The 17876-nt window shown below is 71.3% G+C and carries 12 protein-coding genes; 8 read left to right on the top strand and 4 right to left on the bottom strand.

The window, feature by feature from the left end; all coding sequences use genetic code 11:
* The first annotated feature begins 124 nt into the window (after positions 1-124).
* The 3 genes from ACZ6EG_RS31945 to ACZ6EG_RS31935 all read left to right on the top strand — a co-directional run bounded on the left by ACZ6EG_RS31945 (position 125) and on the right by ACZ6EG_RS31935 (position 3024).
* Positions 125-1045: a ComF family protein gene (locus ACZ6EG_RS31945; protein ID WP_391972979.1), complete on the top strand. Its 921-nt coding sequence runs from the start codon at positions 125-127 to the stop codon at positions 1043-1045.
* 313 nt (positions 1046-1358) lie between these two features.
* The gene (gene hpf, locus ACZ6EG_RS31940) at positions 1359-2051 is read left to right on the top strand and encodes a ribosome hibernation-promoting factor, HPF/YfiA family (protein WP_356612078.1); all 693 of its coding nucleotides are present in this window, start codon (positions 1359-1361) and stop codon (positions 2049-2051) included.
* A 217-nt stretch (positions 2052-2268) separates the two neighbouring features.
* The gene (locus ACZ6EG_RS31935) at positions 2269-3024 is read left to right on the top strand and encodes a response regulator transcription factor (protein WP_356612080.1); all 756 of its coding nucleotides are present in this window, start codon (positions 2269-2271) and stop codon (positions 3022-3024) included.
* A 4-nt stretch (positions 3025-3028) separates the two neighbouring features.
* On the opposite strand, the gene ACZ6EG_RS31930 is transcribed toward ACZ6EG_RS31935, so the two are convergent.
* The gene (locus tag ACZ6EG_RS31930; RefSeq protein ID WP_391972980.1) at positions 3029-4204 is read right to left on the bottom strand and encodes a winged helix-turn-helix domain-containing protein; all 1176 of its coding nucleotides are present in this window, start codon (positions 4202-4204) and stop codon (positions 3029-3031) included.
* A gap of 61 nt (positions 4205-4265) precedes the next feature.
* Positions 4266-4832, bottom strand: coding sequence for a GNAT family N-acetyltransferase (locus tag ACZ6EG_RS31925; RefSeq protein ID WP_391972981.1), 567 nt, complete (start codon positions 4830-4832; stop codon positions 4266-4268).
* A 275-nt stretch (positions 4833-5107) separates the two neighbouring features.
* Here ACZ6EG_RS31925 and secA point away from each other — a divergent pair, with 275 nt between their 5' ends.
* On the top strand, positions 5108-7951 hold the full coding sequence (gene secA / locus ACZ6EG_RS31920) for a preprotein translocase subunit SecA (RefSeq protein ID WP_469609881.1): 2844 nt from the start codon (positions 5108-5110) through the stop codon (positions 7949-7951).
* Positions 7952-8167: 216 nt separating this feature from the next.
* Here secA and ACZ6EG_RS31915 read toward each other — a convergent pair whose 3' ends face one another.
* Complete coding sequence (locus ACZ6EG_RS31915; protein WP_469609878.1) at positions 8168-8902, bottom strand: Rv3235 family protein; 735 nt, start codon at positions 8900-8902, stop codon at positions 8168-8170.
* Between the two features lie 343 nt (positions 8903-9245).
* On the opposite strand from ACZ6EG_RS31915, the gene ACZ6EG_RS31910 reads away from it, so the two are divergent.
* The 3 genes from ACZ6EG_RS31910 (at position 9246) to ACZ6EG_RS31900 (ending at position 16114) form a co-directional block, all read left to right on the top strand.
* Positions 9246-9761, top strand: coding sequence for a DUF6912 family protein (locus tag ACZ6EG_RS31910; RefSeq protein WP_391972984.1), 516 nt, complete (start codon positions 9246-9248; stop codon positions 9759-9761).
* A 131-nt stretch (positions 9762-9892) separates the two neighbouring features.
* A complete protein-coding gene (locus ACZ6EG_RS31905; RefSeq protein WP_469609875.1) occupies positions 9893-10564 on the top strand; it encodes an HAD family hydrolase in 672 nt (223 codons plus the stop codon).
* Positions 10565-11158: 594 nt separating this feature from the next.
* Positions 11159-16114, top strand: coding sequence for an NAD-glutamate dehydrogenase (locus ACZ6EG_RS31900; protein ID WP_391972986.1), 4956 nt, complete (start codon positions 11159-11161; stop codon positions 16112-16114).
* 113 nt (positions 16115-16227) lie between these two features.
* Here the strand turns inward: ACZ6EG_RS31900 and ACZ6EG_RS31895 are convergent, their stop codons facing one another.
* Complete coding sequence (locus ACZ6EG_RS31895) at positions 16228-16977, bottom strand: GbsR/MarR family transcriptional regulator (RefSeq protein WP_391972987.1); 750 nt, start codon at positions 16975-16977, stop codon at positions 16228-16230.
* 225 nt (positions 16978-17202) lie between these two features.
* Between ACZ6EG_RS31895 and ACZ6EG_RS31890 the strand changes: the two genes are divergently transcribed.
* On the top strand, positions 17203-17871 hold the full coding sequence (locus tag ACZ6EG_RS31890) for a DUF4097 family beta strand repeat-containing protein (RefSeq protein ID WP_391972988.1): 669 nt from the start codon (positions 17203-17205) through the stop codon (positions 17869-17871).
* Positions 17872-17876: the final 5 nt, after the last annotated feature.

Raw genomic sequence — 17876 nt, 5'->3', positions numbered from 1 at the left:
CGGTGCGGTTGCGCACTCGTGTGGGTGAGGCGCGACGGCGGGGGCGTGGAGTTGTCCACAGGGACTTCTCCGGCGTTTTCCACAGGCCTGGTCGAGTCCTGCCGGCGTGGGCACAGTGGTGGCCGTGCGGACATGGTGGCGGGACCTCGAGGACCTGGTGCTGCCGGCCGAGTGCGGCGGCTGCGGCAGGGTGCGTGCCGTGCTGTGCGGCGGGTGCCGTACGGCCCTGAGCGGGGCCGCGCCGAGCCGGGTGCGGCCGGTGCCGGAGCCGCCCGGGCTGCCGGTCGTGCACGCGGCCGCGCGGTACGCGGACGAGGTGCGGGCCGCTCTGCTGGCCCACAAGGAGCGCGGCGCGCTGGCTCTCACGGCGCCGCTCGGCGCGGCGCTGGCGGGCGCGGTGCGCGCAGGTCTGCGGGAGGCGCGCGGGGACGCCGGAGGGACGGCGACGGGATCGGCCGGGCGGGGGCCGGTGCTGTTGGTGCCCGTGCCGTCCGCGCGGCGGGCGGTGCGGCGGCGCGGACACGACCCGGCGCGGCGGATCGCCCTCGCGGCCGCCGCACAGCTGCGGCGGGACGGGATGGCCGCCCGGGTGGTGCCCGTGCTGCGCCAGCGCCGAGCCGTGGCCGACCAGTCGGGGCTCGACGCCCGGCAGCGGCTCGACAACCTGGCCGGCGCACTGGCTGTCGTCCCCGGCGGGGGCCGCTTGCTGTGGACCGGGGGGTCCGTCGTCCTGGTCGACGACCTGATGACGACGGGGGCGTCGTTGACGGAGGCGGCGCGCGCCGTGCGTGCGGAGACGGCCCGGGCGGACACGGTGGAGACGCTTGCCGGGAGGGTCGCCGGGTCCGAGCGCCGGACGGGGCCGGGCAGGCACCCGAGCGGAAGATCGGCTGTGTATCCGTCGGCGCCAGGGGAAGGCAGAGAGGAACGGAAGACCGGGCCGCGAATGGCGGGTCCGAACGGAGGCGATGGCGTGGTACGTCGAGTGATCCGCGCGGCAGTGGTCGCGGCGTCACCGGAAGCCTTCGAAATGAACCGGAACTGACTGGGAACTTGTGTTGTTGCAGGTAATGGGAGGGCTAATTCACCGGAACGGAGGTACGTCGCAGTAGAGGGTGACGACTTCCGCCCCGGCGAGATATGTTCGGTTGTGAGGCAAAGCCGCAGGCCGCACCTCCCGAATCCGAATGCCGCGCTGCGGGTTCCCACGTCATCACCCGCACCGGGGGAGTGGAGATACCGCCCGCGGGGGAGGAGGTGGAAGTCACCGAGTCCGAGGTTCCGGTACGGACCGGAATCTGGTGCGAAAGGGAGATGCTCCGCCGTCGAAGCGGAGCAATCCGGGAACGGAGTTCTGCGTGGACATCGTCGTCAAGGGCCGCAAGACCGAGGTGCCCGAGCGGTTCCGGAAGCACGTGGCCGAGAAGCTGAAGCTGGAGAAGATCCAGAAGCTCGATGGCAAGGTGATCAGCCTCGACGTCGAGGTGTCCAAGGAGCCGAACCCCCGACAGGCCGACCGCTGTGACCGAGTGGAGATCACGCTCCGCTCCCGCGGTCCGGTGATCCGGGCGGAGGCAGCGGCGAGCGACCCCTACGCGGCGCTCGACCTGGCGGCGGAGAAGCTTGACGCACGGCTGCGCAAGCAGCACGACAAGCGCTTCTCGCGTCGCGGATCGCGCCGGATCTCGGCGGCCGAGGTCGCCGACCACGTCCCCGGCGCCGCGACCCTGAACGGGAACGGCGAGATCGTCCCGGAGGAGAAGCAGGACGGCGTCCCCACCAAGAAGATCGGCTCGCTCGAGGTGCAGGGCGACGGCCCGCTCGTCGTCCGCGAGAAGACCCACGTGGCCGCGCCGATGACCCTCGACCAGGCGCTCTACGAGATGGAGCTGGTCGGGCACGACTTCTACCTGTTCGTCGACTCCGAGACCAAGGAACCCAGCGTCGTCTACCGGCGGCACGCCTATGACTACGGCGTGATCCACCTCACCACGGACACGATGGTCACCCAGTCGCACGCTCCCGAGGCGGGAGACGCGCTGGGCGGCTGACGACGCCGGAACAGTCGGTGCCCCTGGAGCGCGTGTGCGCCCCCAGGGGCACCGGTGTGCGACGGTGCGCGAGGCTTGCGACCCCCTCGTGGCGCCGCTCGTCCCCCCGGTGTCGGCCGGACATGGAATCATGGCGGCAACGGCCCAACCGGTGGGTCGTTGCTCTGGGTTGGCGATGGCTCAGGACCTCGGGCCACAGCCTTCAGGGGGAGGAACGATGGCGGACACTTTCGGACCGATGCGGGGCGAGGGCGTCGACGGGATCGACGACGGCGCCGACGGCATGGGCCCGGACGCGGGCTCCGCGCGCGAGGAGCCGATCAGGGTCCTGGTGGTGGACGACCACGCCCTGTTCCGCCGCGGACTGGAGATCGTGCTCGCGGCCGAGGAGGACATCCAGGTCGTCGGGGAGGCCGGGGACGGCGCCGAGGCCGTGGAGAAGGCCGCCGACCTGCTGCCGGACATCGTCCTGATGGACGTGCGGATGCCGAAGCGGGGCGGGATCGAGGCGTGCACCTCCATCAAGGAGGTGGCCCCCAGCGCGAAGATCATCATGCTGACGATCAGCGACGAGGAGGCCGACCTCTACGACGCGATCAAGGCGGGCGCGACCGGCTATCTCCTCAAGGAGATCTCGACGGACGAGGTGGCCACCGCCATTCGCGCGGTGGCCGACGGGCAGTCGCAGATCAGCCCCTCCATGGCGTCGAAACTGCTCACCGAGTTCAAGTCGATGATCCAGCGGACCGACGAACGCCGGCTGGTGCCCGCGCCGCGGCTCACGGACCGCGAGCTGGAGGTCCTCAAGCTCGTCGCCACGGGAATGAACAACCGGGACATCGCCAAGGAACTGTTCATCTCCGAGAACACCGTGAAGAACCACGTGCGCAACATCCTGGAGAAGCTGCAGTTGCACTCCAGGATGGAGGCCGTGGTGTACGCGATGCGGGAGAAGATCCTCGAGATCCGGTGACCGGTCAGGCGAGCAGGCGGGCCAGCTCCCCGGCAAGGGGCTCGCGCAGGTCCGGCGCGTCGACCCGCTCCACGCGCACGTCCGTGCAGTCCACCCAGCCCGCCGCCTCGACCAGGGCTTGGGCCACCGCCGGGACCGCCTTGGGGTCGTCCAGCGTGACCTGCCTGGCGACCAGGGTGCGTCCCTCGCGGGCCGGGTCCACGCGGCCGACGAGCCGCCCGCCCGCCAGGACCGGCATCGCGAAGTAGCCGTGCACCCGCTTCTGCTTGGGCACGTAGGCCTCCAGGCGGTGGGTGAAGCCGAAGATCCGTTCCGTGCGCGCCCGCTCCCAGACCAGGGAGTCGAAGGGCGACAGCAGCGTCGTGCGGTGCCGGCCGCGCGGGGGTGTTTCGAGGGCCGCGGGGTCCGCCCACGCGGGCTTGCCCCAGCCTTCCACCGTGACCGGGACGAGCCCCGATTCGGCGATGACGGCGTCGACCTGCTCGGCCTTGAGGCGGTGGTAGTCCGCGATGTCCGCGCGCGTGCCTACCCCCAGCGACTGGCCGGCCAGCCGGACCAGGCGGCGCAGGCACTCCGCGTCGTCGAGGTCGTCGTGCAGCAGTCCGGCCGGGACGGCGCGCTCCGCCAGGTCGTACACCCGCTTCCAGCCGCGGCGCTCGACGCACACGACCTCGCCGTACATGAGCGCGCGCTCCACGGCGACCTTCGTCCCCGACCAGTCCCACCACTCGCTGGTCCTCTTCGCGCCGCCCAGGTCCGTCGCGGTGAGGGGGCCCTCGGCGCGGAGCTGCTTGACGACCTGGGCGTAGACACCGTCGGGTAGGTCGTGGTTCCACTGCGGGCGGTTGCGGTAGGCGCGGCGGCGGAAGGCGAAGTGGGGCCACTCCTCGATGGGGAGGATGCAGGCGGCGTGCGACCAGTACTCGAAGGCGTGGGTGTCCGTCCAGTAGGCCGCCTCGACCGCCTTGCGGCCCACCGCGCCGAGGCGGGCGTAGGGGACGAGCTCGTGGGAGCGGGCGAGGACCGAGATGGTGTCGAGCTGCACCGCGCCGAGATGACGCAGGACACCGCGGACGCCTCCGCGCCGGTCGGGGGCGCCGAGGAACCCCTGCGCGCGGAGGGCGAGGCGGCGGGCCTCGTCTGCGGACAGGTCCGTGGCGGGGGGCGGGAGGGTCGTCATACGTCCGCACGATAGGCGGTGGGTCTGACAAGGGGAGCCCGCGGGCGGGCGGCGCGGAGGGTCAGGGCGCCGGCACGTACGGGGCCGCCGACGGGAGGGCCAGGTCCGAGGGCAGGAGGGAGCCGATCCAGCAGTCGCGCCGCACGCCGTCGTTGCTGATCGCGGAGCGCAGCGTGCCCTCCATGGTGAAGCCCGCGCGCAGGGCCACCGCGCGGGAGGCCGTGTTGCCGACCTCGGCGCGCCACTCCAGGCGGTCGATCGCGCGCTCGGTGAAGGCCCAGCGGGCGACGGCGACGGCGGCCTCGGTGGTGTAGCCGCGGCCGCGGTACTCCTTGGTTCCCCAGTAGCCGATCTCCCCGACGCCCGGGGAGACCACCGTGACGCCGAGCACGCCCACCAGGTCACCGGCGGGGAGGAAGAGGCCGAAGGTGAACATGGAGCCGTTCGCGAGGCCGTCGGGGACCATCTGCTCCGTGAAGCCCTTCGCGTGCTCCGGCAGGTAGGGCGAGGGGATCGTGGTCCAGCGCTGGATGTCGGGATCCTGGCAGGCGGCGTACACGGCGTCGGTGTCCTGGCGGCCGACCGTGCGCAGCACGAGGCGGTCGGTGGTGAGGGTGAGGGTTTCCATCGGCCGATTCTGCGCGGCGCCCTCGGCGGGCGCCATCTTTTTACCTTGTGTGAACGGAGGGTCACTTTCCGCGTGTTTCCCTGTGGGCGCGGCACCATCCGCGGAGCCCGGACGTTGAACCGGGTGACAGCAGACCGGAAGCTGGATGAAGGAGCACACGGTCCCCGTCACAGCAGGCTCCCGGGGCGGCGGGGTCCTCGCATACGATGGCCGTTGCTCAGTACGTCACAGGAAAACGACCGTCCCAGGCCCGACCGGCAAGGAGACCAACCCCCGTGTCCGTCCTCTCGAAGATCATGCGTGCAGGCGAAGGCAAGATCCTGCGCAAGCTGCACCGCATCGCGGACCAGGTCAACTCCATCGAAGAGGACTTCGTCGACCTCTCCGACGCCGAGCTGCGGGCGCTCACCGACGAGTACAAGCAGCGCTACTCCGACGGTGAGAGCCTGGACGACCTGCTTCCCGAAGCCTTCGCCACCGTCCGGGAGGCCGCCAAGCGCGTCCTGGGCCAGCGCCACTACGACGTGCAGATGATGGGCGGCGCCGCCCTGCACATGGGCTACGTCGCCGAGATGAAGACCGGTGAGGGCAAGACCCTCGTCGGCACGCTGCCCGCCTATCTCAACGCCCTGGCCGGCGAGGGCGTCCACATCGTGACGGTCAACGACTACCTGGCCGAGCGCGACTCCGAGATGATGGGCCGCGTCCACAAGTTCCTCGGCCTGAGCGTCGGCTGCATCCTCGCCAACCAGACGCCGGCCCAGCGCCGCGAGATGTACGGCTGCGACATCACCTACGGCACGAACAACGAGTTCGGCTTCGACTACCTGCGCGACAACATGGCGTGGTCCAAGGACGAACTCGTCCAGCGTGGCCACAACTTCGCCATCGTCGACGAGGTCGACTCCATCCTGGTGGACGAGGCCCGTACGCCGCTGATCATCTCCGGTCCGGCCGACCAGGCCACCAAGTGGTACGGCGACTTCGCCAAGCTGGTCACGCGCCTGAAGCGGGGCGAGGCCGGCAACACCCTCAAGGGCATCGAGGAGACCGGCGACTACGAGGTCGACGAGAAGAAGCGCACCGTCGCCATCCACGAGTCGGGTGTCGCCAAGGTCGAGGACTGGCTGGGCATCGACAACCTCTACGAGTCGGTGAACACCCCGCTGGTCGGCTACCTGAACAACGCCATCAAGGCCAAGGAACTCTTCAAGAAGGACAAGGACTACGTCGTCATCGACGGCGAAGTCATGATCGTCGACGAGCACACCGGCCGCATCCTCGCCGGCCGCCGCTACAACGAGGGCATGCACCAGGCGATCGAGGCGAAGGAAGGGGTGGACATCAAGGACGAGAACCAGACGCTCGCCACGATCACGCTCCAGAACTTCTTCCGCCTCTACAAGCGCCACGACCACAACGGCAAGGAACTGCCCGGTCTGTCCGGCATGACCGGTACGGCGATGACCGAGGCCGCCGAGTTCCACCAGATCTACAAGCTCGGCGTGGTGCCCATCCCCACCAACCGGCCGATGGTCCGCAAGGACCAGTCGGACCTGATCTACCGCACCGAGGTCGCGAAGTTCGAGGCGGTCGTCGACGACATCGAGGAGAAGCACCGCAAGGGCCAGCCGATCCTCGTCGGCACCACCTCGGTCGAGAAGTCCGAGTACCTCTCGCAGCAGCTCAGCAAGCGCGGCGTCCAGCACGAGGTGCTCAACGCCAAGCAGCACGACCGGGAGGCGACGATCGTCGCCCAGGCGGGCCGCAAGGGCGCCGTGACGGTGGCGACGAACATGGCCGGCCGTGGCACGGACATCAAGCTCGGCGGCAACCCCGAGGACCTCGCGGAGGCGGAGCTGCGCCAGCGCGGCCTCGACCCCGAGGAGCACATCGAGGAGTGGGCCGCGGCCCTGCCCGCGGCGCTGGAGCGGGCCGAGCAGGCGGTCAAGGCGGAGTTCGAAGAGGTCAAGGACCTCGGCGGGCTCTACGTGCTGGGCACCGAGCGGCACGAGTCGCGCCGTATCGACAACCAGCTGCGCGGCCGCAGCGGCCGTCAGGGCGACCCCGGCGAGTCCCGTTTCTACCTCTCCCTCGGCGACGACCTCATGCGGCTGTTCAAGGCCCAGATGGTCGAGCGCGTGATGTCGATGGCGAACGTTCCGGACGACGTGCCCATCGAGAACAAGATGGTCACGCGCGCGATCGCCTCCGCCCAGTCGCAGGTGGAGACGCAGAACTTCGAGACCCGCAAGAACGTCCTGAAGTACGACGAGGTCCTCAACCGACAGCGCGAGGTCATCTACGGCGAGCGGCGCCGCGTCCTGGAGGGTGAGGACCTGCAGGAGCAGATCCAGCACTTCATGGGCGACACGATCGACGCGTACGTGCAGGCCGAGACCGCCGAGGGCTTCCCTGAGGACTGGGACCTCGACCGGCTCTGGGGCGCCTTCAAGCAGCTCTACCCGGTGAAGATCACCGTCGAGGAGCTGGAGGAGGCGGCCGGCGACCGGGCCGGTCTGACCGCCGACTACATCTCGGAGTCCATCAAGGACGACATCCAGGAGCAGTACGAGGCGCGTGAGGCGCAGCTCGGCTCCGAGATCATGCGTGAGCTGGAGCGCCGGGTCGTGCTCTCGGTCCTGGACCGCAAGTGGCGCGAGCACCTCTACGAGATGGACTACCTCCAGGAGGGCATCGGCCTGCGCGCGATGGCGCAGAAGGACCCGCTGGTCGAGTACCAGCGCGAGGGCTTCGACATGTTCCAGGCCATGATGGAGGGCATCAAGGAGGAGTCCGTCGGCTACCTGTTCAACCTGGAGGTCCAGGTCGAGCAGCAGGTCGAGGAGGTTCCGGTCGAGGACACGGCGCCGTCGCTGGAGAAGGGCGCGCAGGACGCGGTCCCGGCCCAGACGGGCGCCCGCCCGGAGATCCGCGCCAAGGGACTCGACGCCCCGCAGCGCCGGGGGCTGCACTTCTCCGCGCCGACCGTGGACGGCGAGGGCGGTGTCGTCGAGGGCGACTTCACCACCGACGGCGAGCCGCAGCCGCAGTCCGACGGGCTCACGCGCGCGGAGCGCCGCAAGCAGGCCAAGGGCGGGCGTCGCCGCAAGAAGTGACCGCGGAGGCGACGGCGCACGAAGCGACGGAGCGCACGAAGCGACGGAGCGCACGAAGCGACGGAGCGCTCGAAGTGACGGAGCGCTCGAAGTGACAGTGCCGGCGGTGGCAGCGTGAAGTGACGGTGCGGCGCCCGCGGGTGCCGCACCGGCCGGTGGAAGGGCCGGGCACCTCTGGGTGCCCGGCCCTTCGGCCTGTCCCGGGGCGGGGGCCGCTCAGTCGTCGTCCGTGTGCCGCCCGCGGGGGCCGCCCAGCTCCACCGCCGTGCAGCGCCAGCGCAGATCCCGGCCCCGCTCCAGGCGGAAGGCCATGGCGCGGAGCTGGTCACCGGCGCCGATGCGGGCGAAGACCTCCAGCGCGCCCGGCCGGGGCTCGAAGTAGCCGATGTCCCGGACGACGGGGAGGGCGCCGCGGGTGCGCAGGGGGCCGCGTTCGGCGAGGCGGGCCAGCTCGTCGTAGGCGCGCCCGACGGTGTGACGGAGCATCGAGTGGACGGGGCGTCGGCCGCTGAGCACGTGGAGGAGCAGCTCGGCGAAGTGGTCGGTGGGGCGGAGCTGCGGGACGGGGCGCCAAGGGGTCTGGGCGGGGACGAGAGGCGGCTGCGGAGCCACGGCGGACCCGCGTGCGGCCGGCGCGGCGGGGCCCGTCCCGGGGGCGCCCACCGCCGCCCGCCGGTTCGTCCCGCCGGTACGGCCCGGACCGGTCGCGGCGGGGCGGGTGTCCGTCGGCCTCGTACGGGCCCGCGCGGCCCTGCCCGGGGAGCCCGGCGGGCGGCCACCGGTCGCCGTGGCCCGCGTCCCGCTGCCGCCGGGCCTGCGGGGCGGGAGGCCACCGGGAGCGTGAGCGGGAGCGCTCGCGGACGCGTGGTCCGGTGCGAGAGACGCGTGGTCCGGTGCGAGGAGGGACGTGCCGGCCGGGCTGAGCTGGGTCCTGGTCATGACCTTGTGCATGGGGACTCCCCGTTCGGTGGCCCGGCCGAGGTGATACCGGGCAGTAACTTCGTGGTCGTGGATCTTGTACGGGGTGGCGGGGCGGTACGGCAAGGAGGAGGGCGGCCGGGGCGAGGGGGCCGGGAGGTTCACTTATCCGAGTGATCGGAGCCGGGGGAGGGCCCGGGACGGAGGGGGTGCACCGGGTGAGTTCCGGGGACGGGAGTGGACGTGTGGGGCGTCACGTGCGGGAACCCGAAAGGGGACACCCGCACGTATCCTGAAGACCCTTCCTGAAGACCCTCCACGCCCGCCCCAGGCCGTTCGTGCCTCCGGTGGACCCGACCACGAAAGCGGCCGTCACATGCGCGTCTACGTCCCCCTGACCCTCTCCGGTCTCGCCGAGGCGCACAGGTCGGGACAGCTGGAGACCGGACAGCTCGTCGCGTACGCCGTCACGCCGGCGCTGCGCGAGTGGTACCTCACGGACGACATCGAGGAGCTGGAGTACGCCGCCCTGAACCGGGCCGCGCTGGCCTCGCTGCGGCTGCTGGCGGCCGACGCCGGCGTGCCGCGCCGCCGGGTCGTGGTCGCCGCCGACGTGCCCGACGGCGGCGTCTCGGCCGATGCGGGGCGGGGGCCCGGTCCCGTGGCGCTGGGCGAGGTGCGGGTCGCGGGGCCGCTGCCGCTGGCCAAGGCGGCCTCCGTGCACGTCGACTCCGCCGACGCGGAGGCGGACGTGACCGCCGCGGCCGACGCCCTCGCGGCGGCGGACGGCGGGGACGACGACGCCCGGTCCGTCGTGGACGGCGCGGAGGACCACGAGCTGCTGTGGTACGCCACGCAGGAGATCCCGGCGCTGGTGGGGGAGCGCGGCTGACGCCTCCGCCTGGGCTCGGTTGCGCGGATGGGCCCGGCCCCGGGGTGTCTGTTGCCGGGCCTCGCCCCGGGTTCGGGCGTACAGCCGGGGTCCCCGGCTGATTGTCAGTGGCGGCGGGTACGTTTTCGGGCATGGGGATGCAGACAGGGGCGCACATCGTCTGGGACTGGAACGGGACGCTGTTCCACGACAACGACGCGATCATCGCGGCGACCAACGCGGCCTTCGCCGAGCTGGGGCTGACACCGATCACGCTGGAGCAGTACCGGACGCTGTACTGCGTGCCGGTGCCGAAGTTCTACGAGCGGCTGATGGGCCGGCTGCCCACCGAGGCCGAGTGGCAGGTCATGGACTCGGCCTTCCACCGCCACTACATCGAGCACCGCGTGCGGTGCGGGCTCGCCGAGGGTGCGGCGGAGCTGCTCGCGGGCTGGCGCTCGGCGGGGCGCAGCCAGTCGATCCTCAGCATGTACGGCCACGACGAGCTGGTCCCGCTGGTGAAGGACTTCGGCATCGAGTCCCACTTCATACGCGTCGACGGGCGGACCGGGCCGTCCGGGGGCAGCAAGGCCGAGCACATGGTGCGGCACCTCGCGGAGCTGGCCCTCGCCGGGGTGGAGCCCGCTCGCACGGTGGTGATCGGGGACGCCGGCGACGACGCGGTGGCCGCGGGGCACGTGGGGGCGCGGGCCGTGCTCTACACCGGGGGATCGCACAGCCGGGCCAGTCTGGAGGGGTTCGGGGTGCCGGTCGTGGACACGCTGCGGGAAGCCGTGGCGGAGGCGGAGCGGCTGGCGGCGTAGGCGCCGGTCGGCCGGGCGGGCGCGGTACGTGCCGCGCGCCGGGTGGTCCCCCGGCCGCCGTCGGCGGTGGGGCCCGCGGCGAGGTGGCCGGCCCCGCACCGTGCGACCAGGGGCAGGGCGGGCGCAAGGGGCGGGTGTGGCCCGGCTGCCCCCGTCAGGCGGCCGTATCTGTGCAGAACGTCAAAGTTTCACCCCCGCTTTTGTACACATACGGCTCGTGACGGGGGCCCCGCGAGGGGCGATAGCCTTGTGGCGTGATCAGCGCGATAGCTCGCGGGGGCACCGGCGCCCCTGCCCTGCGCCCGGTACGCACGGACGACATCCGTGTCCGGGCGGCGGTCGCTGGTCTTCGCGGGCGGGACGGGGCATCGAAGGCCCCCGCTACGGCGCCGCGCACCCCCGGGACGGTGACGGCGAGAGCGACGTCACACCCGACGGGCGCGGCGACATTGGCTGATATGCCCCCGCTCCTCTCATCTTGCGGCATAGCGTCGGAGCAGACCGGACACCCCGTGTCCCGACGTCATGCCGGAAGGCAGGAGACCGTACTTCCTTCTACGTCACGCAACGGCGCGCGACAGGAGCCAGAGGACAATGCAGACCAAGCTGGACGAAGCCAAGGCCGAGCTGCTCGAAAGGGCTGCCCGGGTAGCTGAGAACAGCCCGGTCGGGGGGCACCTACCGACTGGGACGACGGACGAGGGCACCCCGGACACCCCGGGCACCCCGGCCCCGGACCACGCATCCGTGTTCGCGTTCCTCCGGCGTTACTACCGGCACACCGCCCCGGAGGACCTGACCGACCGGGACCCGGTCGACGTCTTCGGCGCCGCGGTCTCGCACTACCGGCTGGCGGAGAACCGCCCGCAGGGCACGGCGAACGTCAGGGTGCACACCCCGACGGTCGAGGAGAACGGCTGGACGTGCAGCCACTCCGTCGTCGAGGTCGTCACGGACGACATGCCCTTCCTCGTCGACTCCGTGACCAACGAGCTGACCCGCCAGGGCCGCGGCATCCACGTCGTCGTCCACCCGCTGATCGTCGTCCGCCGCGATGTCGCCGGGAAGCTCGTCGAGGTGCTCAACGGCGGCCCGTCCGACGACCTGCCGCACGACGCCCACGTCGAGTCCTGGATCCACGTCGAGATCGACCGCGAGACCGACCGCGGCGACCTGAAGCAGATCACCGCCGACCTGCTGCGCGTCCTGAACGACGTCCGCGAGACCGTCGAGGACTGGGGCAAGATGCGGGACGCGGCCGTCCGCCTCGCGGAAGACCTACCCGCGGAGCCCACGCCCGACGACCTCCCCCCACGGGAGCTGGAGGAGGCCCGCGAACTGCTGCGCTGGCTGGCCGACGACCACTTCACCTTCCTCGGCTACCGCGAGTACCAGCTGCGCGGCGACGACTCCCTCGCCGCCGTCGCCGGCACCGGCCTCGGCATCCTGCGCTCCGACCCGCACCACGCGACCGAGGAGAGCCACCCGGTCAGCCCGTCCTTCGAGCGGCTTCCGGCCGACGCCCGGGCCAAGGCCCGCGAGCACCGGCTGCTCGTGCTGACCAAGGCCAACAGCCGGGCCACCGTGCACCGGCCGTCGTACCTGGACTACGTCGGCGTCAAGAAGTTCGACGAGCAGGGCAACGTCGTCGGCGAGCGGCGTTTCCTCGGTCTGTTCTCGTCCGCCGCCTACACCGAGTCCGTCCGCCGGGTGCCGGTCGTCCGGCGCAAGGTGGAGGAGGTGCTGGAGCGGGCCGGCTTCTCACCCAACAGCCACGACGGGCGGGACCTGCTGCAGATCCTGGAGACCTACCCGCGCGACGAGATGTTCCAGATGCCCGTCGAGGAGCTGGAGCCGATCGTCACCTCGGTGCTCTACCTCCAGGAGCGGCGGCGGCTGAGGCTCTACCTGCGGCAGGACGAGTACGGGCGCTACTACTCCGCCCTCGTCTACCTCCCCCGGGACCGCTACACCACCGGGGTGCGGCTGCGGATCATCGACATCCTCAAGGAGGAGCTCGGCGGCACCAGCGTCGACTTCACCGCCTGGAACACCGAGTCGATCCTGTCCCGGCTGCACTTCGTGGTCCGGGTCCCGCAGGGCACCGAGCTGCCGGAGCTGTCCGACGCCGACAAGGAGCGCATCGAGGCCCGCCTCGTCGAGGCCGCCCGCTCCTGGGCCGACGGGTTCGCCGAGGCGCTCAACGCCGAGATGGGAGAGGAGCGCTCCGCCGAGCTGCTGCGCCACTACGGGAGCGCCTTCCCCGAGGGCTACAAGGCGGACCACGGTCCGCGCTCCGCGGTCGCCGACCTCGGCCACCTGGAGCGGCTCGACGAGGACCGGACGTTCGCGCTGAGCCTGTACGAGCCGGTGGGCGCCACGCCCCAGGAGCGCAGGTTCAAGATCTTCCAGAAGGGCGGCTCGGTCTCCCTGTCCGCCGTGCTGCCGGTGCTCAGCCGGCTCGGCGTCGAGGTCACCGACGAGCGGCCCTACGAGCTGCGCTGCTCGGACCGCACGACGGCCTGGATCTACGACTTCGGCCTGCGGATGCCGAAGGCGGTGGCCGGCGGCGCCGACTACCTCGGCGACGACGCGCGCGAGCGCTTCCAGGACGCCTTCGCCGCGACCTGGACCGGCCAGGCGGAGAACGACGGCTTCAACGCCCTGGTGCTCAGCGCCGGACTGACCTGGCGGCAGGCGATGGTGCTGCGCGCGTACGCCAAGTACCTGCGGCAGGCCGGCTCGACGTTCAGCCAGGACTACATGGAGGACACCCTCCGCAACAACGTCCACACCACGCGGCTGCTCGTCTCCCTGTTCGAGGCGCGGATGGCGCCGGAGAGGCAGCGTGCCGGGCGCGAGATCGTCGACGCCCTGCTCGAAGAGGTCGACGCGGCCCTCGATCAGGTGGCGAGCCTCGACGAGGACCGGATCCTGCGCTCCTTCCTCACCGTCATCAAGGCGACGCTGCGGACGAACTTCTTCCAGGAGGCGGCGGGCGGCAAGCCGCACGAGTACGTCTCCATGAAGTTCGACCCGCAGGCCATCCCGGACCTGCCCGCGCCGCGTCCGGCGTTCGAGATCTGGGTGTACTCGCCGCGGGTCGAGGGCGTGCACCTGCGTTTCGGCAAGGTCGCGCGCGGTGGTCTGCGCTGGTCGGACCGGCGGGAGGACTTCCGCACCGAGATCCTCGGCCTGGTCAAGGCGCAGATGGTGAAGAACACCGTCATCGTGCCGGTCGGCGCCAAGGGCGGCTTCGTCGCGAAGCAGCTGCCCGACCCGAGCGTCGACCGCGACGCCTGGATGGCCGAGGGCATCGCCAGCTACCGGACCTTCATCTCCGCGCTGCTGGACATCACGGACAACATGGTCGCGGGCGAGGTGGTCCCGCCCGCCGACGTCGTCCGGCACGACGAGGACGACACCTACCTCGTCGTCGCCGCCGACAAGGGCACCGCGAAGTTCTCGGACATCGCCAACGAGGTCGCCGAGTCCTACAACTTCTGGCTCGGTGACGCCTTCGCCTCCGGCGGCTCGGCGGGTTATGACCACAAGGGCATGGGCATCACCGCCCGCGGCGCCTGGGAGTCCGTCAAGCGGCACTTCCGGGAGCTGGGCGTGGACACCCAGACCCAGGACTTCACCGTCGTCGGCATCGGCGACATGTCCGGTGACGTCTTCGGCAACGGCATGCTGCTCAGCGAGCACATCCGCCTGGTCGCCGCCTTCGACCACCGCCACATCTTCCTCGACCCGACGCCGGACGCGGCCACCTCGTACGCCGAGCGCCGCCGCCTGTTCGACCTGCCGCGCTCCTCGTGGGAGGACTACGACACCGCGCTGCTCTCGGCGGGCGGCGGGATCTTCCCGCGCACGGCCAAGTCGATCCCGGTCAACGCGCACGTCCGCGAGGCCCTCGGCATCGAGTCCGGGATCACGAAGATGACCCCGGCCGACCTGATGAAGGCGATCCTCTCGGCGCCGGTCGACCTGCTGTGGAACGGCGGCATCGGCACGTACGTCAAGGCGTCCACCGAGTCCAACGGCGACGTCGGCGACAAGGGCAACGACGCCATCCGCGTCGACGGCAGGGACCTGCGGGTCCAGGTCGTCGGCGAGGGCGGCAACCTGGGCCTGACCCAGCTGGGCCGGATCGAGTTCGCGGTGCACGGCGGCCGGATCAACACCGACGCCATCGACAACAGCGCGGGCGTGGACACCTCCGACCACGAGGTGAACATCAAGATCCTGCTCAACGGTCTTGTCAAGGACGGCGACATGACCGTCAAGCAGCGCAACAAGCTGCTCGCCGAGATGACCGACGAGGTCGGCGCCCTGGTCCTGCGCAACAACTACGCGCAGAACACGGCGATCGCCAACGCCCTGGCGCAGTCCAAGGACATGCTCCACGCCCAGCAGCGCTTCATGCGCCACCTGGTCCGCGAGGGCCACCTCAACCGGGCCCTGGAGTTCCTGCCCACCGACCGCCAGATCCGCGAGCGGCTCGCCGCCGGACACGGTCTGAGCAGCCCGGAGACGGCCGTGCTGCTGGCGTACACGAAGATCACCGTCGCCGAGGAGTTGCTGCACACCTCGCTGCCCGACGACCCGTACCTCAAGGGCCTGCTGCACGCCTACTTCCCCAAGGCGCTGCGCGAGCAGTTCCTGGACCGGATCGACGGCCACCCGCTGCGCCGGGAGATCACGACGACCGTCCTGGTCAACGACACGGTCAACACGGGCGGTACGACGTACCTGCACCGGATGCGCGAGGAGACCGGCGCGTCGCTCGAGGAGATCGTGCGGGCGCAGACCGCGGCCCGGGCGATCTTCCGCTCCTCCCCGGTGTGGGACGCGGTGGAGGCCCTGGACAACACGGTCGAGGCCGGGGTCCAGACCCGCATCCGGCTGCACTCGCGCCGGCTGGTCGAGCGCGGCACCCGCTGGCTGCTCAACAACCGGCCGCAGCCGCTGGAGCTGGCCGAGACGGTGGACTTCTTCGCCGAGCGCGTCGAGCAGGTCTGGGCGCAGCTGCCGAAGCTGCTGCGCGGCGCGGACGCCGAGTGGTACCAGCACATCTACGACGAGCTGACCGCCGCCGGTGTGCCGGACGAGCCGGCGACGCGGGTGGCCGGGTTCTCCTCGGCCTTCCCGACGTTGGACATCGTGTCGGTGGCCGACCGCATGGGCAAGGAGCCGCTGGACGTCGCCGAGGTGTACTACGACCTCGCCGACCGGCTGAGCGTCACCCAGCTCATGGACCGGATCAGCGACCTGCCGCGCAACGACCGCTGGCAGTCCATGGCCCGTGCGGCGATCCGCGAGGACCTGTACGCGGCGCACGCGGCGCTGACCGCGGACGTGCTGGCGGTGGGCAACGGCACGTCGACGCCCGAGCAGCGGTTCAAGGCGTGGGAACAGAAGAACGCGGCGATCCTCGGCCGGGCCCGCACCACGCTGGAGGAGATCCACGGCTCGGACGCCTTCGACCTGTCCAACCTGTCGGTCGCGATGCGGACGATGCGGACGCTGCTGCGCACGCATTCCTGACGGCGTGACCGTCTGAACGGCATGACCGTCTGAGGTGCCCCGGGCCGTCACGGCCCGGGGCACCTTCGCGTCGGGAGGGGGCTCGCCGGGAGACCGCGCCGGCCCTCGCCCGGCTAGGCGCGACCCGTGCGCGCCGGGTCGGCGGCGTCCCGGGGCGGCTCGGAGTAGAGGACCTCCCGGGCCTGCTCCGCGGCGCGGGCGATGCTCTCGCCGACGAACTCCATGAAGCGGGCGACGTTCTCCAGCCGGGCGGCGGCGGGGCTGCCGGGGCCGAGCAGGTCGACACCCTGGCGCGCCATCTCGGCGAACTGGGTGTTGTTCCGGGCGCTGGCGATCATCGCGTCGTACCAGACGCCGTTGTCCACGGTGTAGTGCTCGCGGCGGCGCTCGTCGCGTTCCCGGCCTATGAGGCCCTGGGCCTCCAGGAAGGCGACCGCCTTGGAGACGGACGCCGGGCTGATCTCGAGACGCTGGACCAGTTCGGCGGCGGTGAGGCTGCCGGCGTCGGTGGTGAGCAGGCACGTCAGCACGCGGGCCGTCATCCTGGGCAGGCCCGACTGCATGAAGTGGACGGTGAACGTCTCCTCGTACTCCCGCACCGCCTCGGCGTCCCGCCCGGGGGCCTGCGGGGCGTCCTTGGGTCCGCGCGGGGCCGCCTGCCTGCGCCGGTGGGCGCGCCGCTCGGTGGCGTGGTGGGCGAGGTCGGCGCGGTAGACGGTCGGGCCGCCGTTGCGCATCACCTCGCGCGTGACCGTCGACGTGGGGCGGCCGAGGCCTCTGGCGATCTCCGCGTAGGCGAGCCCGTCGGCCAGTCCCAGCGCGATCTGCCGCCGTTCCTGCTGGGTGAGTCTGCCTCCCGGCACCGGGGGCCTCCCTTCCTCTTCCTCAACTCCCCCAGCATAGCGTTCAGTTTCAATCTATTGCAACGAAGGTAGAGGTGATGTTGCGTTAGATATTCGGCGGTTGCAACGATTAATGGCTGCTGACCTGCGGAAAAGTAAGTCGAATGCAACAAGGCTGTTGAGCGATCCGTGAAGGCAACGTAGCGTTCGTGATGTCAGAAAGCAGCGAGCAGCCAGGAGGACACCATGCCGAAGTTCGACACCACCGCCCCCGTCTCCGCCGTTCTCGACATCCCCGCGGGACACATCCGGTTCATCGCCGCAGACCGTGCCGACACCACCGTCGAGATCCTCCCGGCGAACGCCGCCAAGGGCAGCGACGTGAAGGCGGCGGAGCGGATCACCGTCGAGTACCGCGACGGCGTCCTGCGGATCGAGGCCGCACCGGAGAAGAACCGGCTCCTCGGCGACTCCGGCGCCGTCGAGGTGACCGTCCAGCTGCCCACCGGCTCCCGAGTCGAGGCGAAGGCGGCCGGCGGGGAGTTCCGGGGCGTCGGCCGGTTCGGCGACGTGGCCTTCGAACTGGCGCAGGGCTCGGTCAAGCTCGACGAGGCCGAGAGCGCCCGCCTCACCCTCCTGGACGGCGACGTCTCGGTCCGCCGGCTGCGCGGTGCCGCGCGGATCAGCACCCAGAAGGGCGACATCACCATCGCCGAGGCCATGGGAGGCGAGGTCGTGCTGCGCACCGAGTCCGGTGACGTGTCCGTGGTCGCCGCCCGCGGCGTCTGTGCCGCCCTGGACGCCGGCACCGGCTACGGCCGGATCGACAACGCGCTGCGCAACACCGACGGCACCGCCGACCTGACCATCCACGCGACCACCGCGTACGGCGACATCGCCGCCCGCAGCCTCTGAGGAGC

The sequence above is a fragment of the Streptomyces sp. NPDC041968 genome (genome assembly GCF_055589025.1).
Note: the sequence above shows the minus strand (reverse complement) of the source record. Positions and strands in the feature narration are given on the sequence as shown.